Consider the following 2013-nt stretch of genomic DNA (forward strand, 5'->3'; position numbering starts at 1 on the left):
GCCGTCAGGCCATGCAGCCAGGACCGCTCAGCATCGGTCAACTCGATGGGTATTGCAGACGGACCCGGATGCCCCATACACATCAGGATAAGTATTTATCCGACGAATTTCAGGCGTATGGCACTAGTGCTGTAGCCGGAAACGATCACCGGGTCCGCGCGTGGCTCGCCGTGCCGATCGGATGGGTTCGATCGCATCCGATCGGCACGCCGGGAACGCGCCCGCGTACGCGGCGAGAAGGGCGCGCCTCGATCCGGGCTCAGGCCGGCCGGGTGGGGGGCCGGAGGCCGTCCATCAGGAGGTCCAGCAGGCGACCGGCCTTGGCTTCATGATCGCGCCGGGGGGCCACGGTGAAGATGCCGATGAGGGAGGCGGCGATGTCTTCGGCGGTGACGTCGGAGCGGAGGTCGCCCGCCGCGCGACCGGCGTCGAGAATCGTGGTGATGGCCGCCAGCAGCTCGCTCCGGGTCTGCGCATGGGCGATCTCGCCCGACTCGATCATCGCGAGCAGCGTGTCGAGCATGCCGTTCTTGGTCGCGATCCAGTCCCCGAACAAGTCCATCCAGCGCCGCATCGCCGCAGCCGGGGGCAGCCGGCCGAGCAGCTCGCGGGCGCCGGTCGTCAGCCGCACGACCTGGTCCCGGTAGACCGCGTCGACCAGCGACTCGCGGGTCGGGAAGTGCCGGTAGAGCGTGGCGATGCCGACTCCGGCCTCGCGGGCGATCGCACGCATCGACGGCTCGGCGTCAGCCGACACGAACACGCGGGTCGCCACCGCGAGCAACTGGTCGCGGTTACGGGTCGCGTCCGCCCGTGGCGCGCGCAGCTCCGCCTCAGTAAAAACGGATCGCGCTCCGGTTGTGTTAGGGTCGCCCATGGAAACGGAGCATAGTCCGTTTCGGTGCGTTCCCTCGTCCCCAAGGAGCCAGGCGTACATGCAGGAACAGAGCGATCAACCGCCGGCGGGCAGGAGCAGGGCGGTCCGGCTCGATTCGTTCGGCGGCCCCGAAGTCCTGGACATCCGTGAGGTTCCCGCTCCGCAGGCCGGCCCGGGACAGATCCGCGTGCGGGTCACCGCGGCCGGTCTGAACCCGATGGACTGGATCATGACCGCCGACGCGGACACCGCCGCCCGGTTCGGCCTGAGCCTCCCGGCCGGATTCGGGACCGACTACGCGGGACTGGTCGACCAGGTCGGTGACGGGGTGACCGGCTTCGCGCCCGGCGACCGGGTGTTCGGGGGCGCGCTGTCCCGCGCGGTCGCCGACTTCGTGGTGATCGACACGGCCGGGGGGAGCGTGGCGAACGAGGCCCATCACACTCCCGACGGCGTCGACGACCGCACCGCCGCCACCCTCACGATCGCCGGCCGCACGGCGTCCGCCGCCCTCGCCGTGGTCGGCCCCGGCCCCGACGACACGGTGCTGATCGGCGGCGCGGCGGGCGGGGTCGGGGTGTTCGCCGTCCAGCTGGCCCGGATCGCGGGAGCGCGCGTGATCGGGACGGGATCGGCGACATCCTCCGATTTCCTGCGTGATCTGGGAGCCGAGCCGGTCGCGTACGGCGACGGCCTGGCCGACCGGGTCCGCGCCCTCGCTCCCGGCGGTGTCACCGCCGCCATCGACCTGTACGGGACGGAGACGGTGCACGCGGCGAGGGAACTCGGCGTCCCGGACGGCCGCATCTGCACCATCGCCGCGCAGGTCGACGGCGTGCCGACGGCCAACGGCGCGAACGCCGCCCCCGGCGCCCTGGAAGAGGTCGCCCACCTGGTCGCGGCGGGCCGGCTGCGGGTGCCTGTCGCGGCGAGCTTCCCGATCGAGCAGATCCGCCGCGCGACCGAGCTCCAGGCGGGCCGGCACGTGCACGGCAAGATCGTCATCGACGTCTAGAAGATCACTGAAAATCTTGCGTTCTGGCCTCGCTTGGGACAGCACGGGGCCAGACTTCGTCGGCATGCAGGGTGAGTGGACCGGGGAGCCGGTCGGACCGGATGTGTGGGTGACCTGCCGG

The 2013-nt window shown here is 71.2% G+C and carries 2 protein-coding genes; one reads left to right on the top strand and one right to left on the bottom strand.

Annotated elements, in window-relative coordinates; all coding sequences use genetic code 11:
* Positions 1 to 259: 259 nt before the first annotated feature.
* Positions 260 to 877 (bottom strand): TetR/AcrR family transcriptional regulator, encoded by a 618-nt coding sequence (locus HHX33_RS34520; protein WP_182878235.1) that lies wholly within the window; start codon positions 875 to 877, stop codon positions 260 to 262.
* Between the two features lie 58 nt (positions 878 to 935).
* Here HHX33_RS34520 and HHX33_RS34525 point away from each other — a divergent pair, with 58 nt between their 5' ends.
* Positions 936 to 1892 (top strand): NADP-dependent oxidoreductase, encoded by a 957-nt coding sequence (locus HHX33_RS34525; protein ID WP_182878236.1) that lies wholly within the window; start codon positions 936 to 938, stop codon positions 1890 to 1892.
* The last annotated feature ends 121 nt before the right edge of the window (positions 1893 to 2013 follow it).

This window comes from Microbispora sp. H10670, assembly GCF_014161385.1.
Taxonomy (GTDB): domain Bacteria; phylum Actinomycetota; class Actinomycetes; order Streptosporangiales; family Streptosporangiaceae; genus Microbispora; species Microbispora triticiradicis.

Coding starts and splice junctions, on each gene's coding strand:
- HHX33_RS34520 (WP_182878235.1), bottom strand. CDS start 877: ATGGGCGACCCTAACACAACCGGAGCGCGATCCGTTTTTACTGAGGCG.
- HHX33_RS34525 (WP_182878236.1), top strand. CDS start 936: ATGCAGGAACAGAGCGATCAACCGCCGGCGGGCAGGAGCAGGGCGGTC.